We start from the raw sequence: 461 nt of genomic DNA, 5'->3' as shown, positions 1-461 counted from the left end.
GAATTTCCATCTTAATGCTATTACCAGTCATAATGTGAACAGTAGTCCTATCACTTATTTAAGTGGCAGAAACTGTCCGGGCAATTAGGGGGCTATTCCAATGAATACGAGATCGCGGTCAGTGAGCGCTAGCGGATCAAGGTCTCGGGGGAGCCATCGTCTTGTTCGCCTGTTGGTGTTTTCGACCGTTCCCTTTTGCCAGGGCGACTGCGGATCACAGAACCACGTTTGTGATCCAGTCCCTGCCTGCAGATAGGCCCATTCTGTGAACTCAGTGCCACGATCAAAGGTGATCGAGCGACGCGCCATTTGGGGCAGGGGTTGGAGTACCCTAATCACACCGTCCATCACCGGCCTTGATTGACGATCATTGTTGCGCAACAGGACGGTAAAGCGGCTGACCCGTTCGACCAGAGACGTTACATTGGCCTTGCCGAACTTCTTGCGAAACTGGATCAAAT

1 pseudogene is annotated in these 461 nt (G+C 51.8%); it reads right to left on the bottom strand.

Features of this window, described 5'->3' with window-relative positions:
• Positions 1–108 precede the first annotated feature (108 nt).
• A pseudogene (locus ACTJKP_RS27205) lies at positions 109–461 on the bottom strand (IS30 family transposase); the annotation flags it as partial.

Origin of the sequence: Brucella sp. 22210 (assembly GCF_052045675.1) — a bacterium.
GTDB lineage: Bacteria > Pseudomonadota > Alphaproteobacteria > Rhizobiales > Rhizobiaceae > Brucella.
This window is presented reverse-complemented; position numbering and strand designations above follow the sequence as displayed.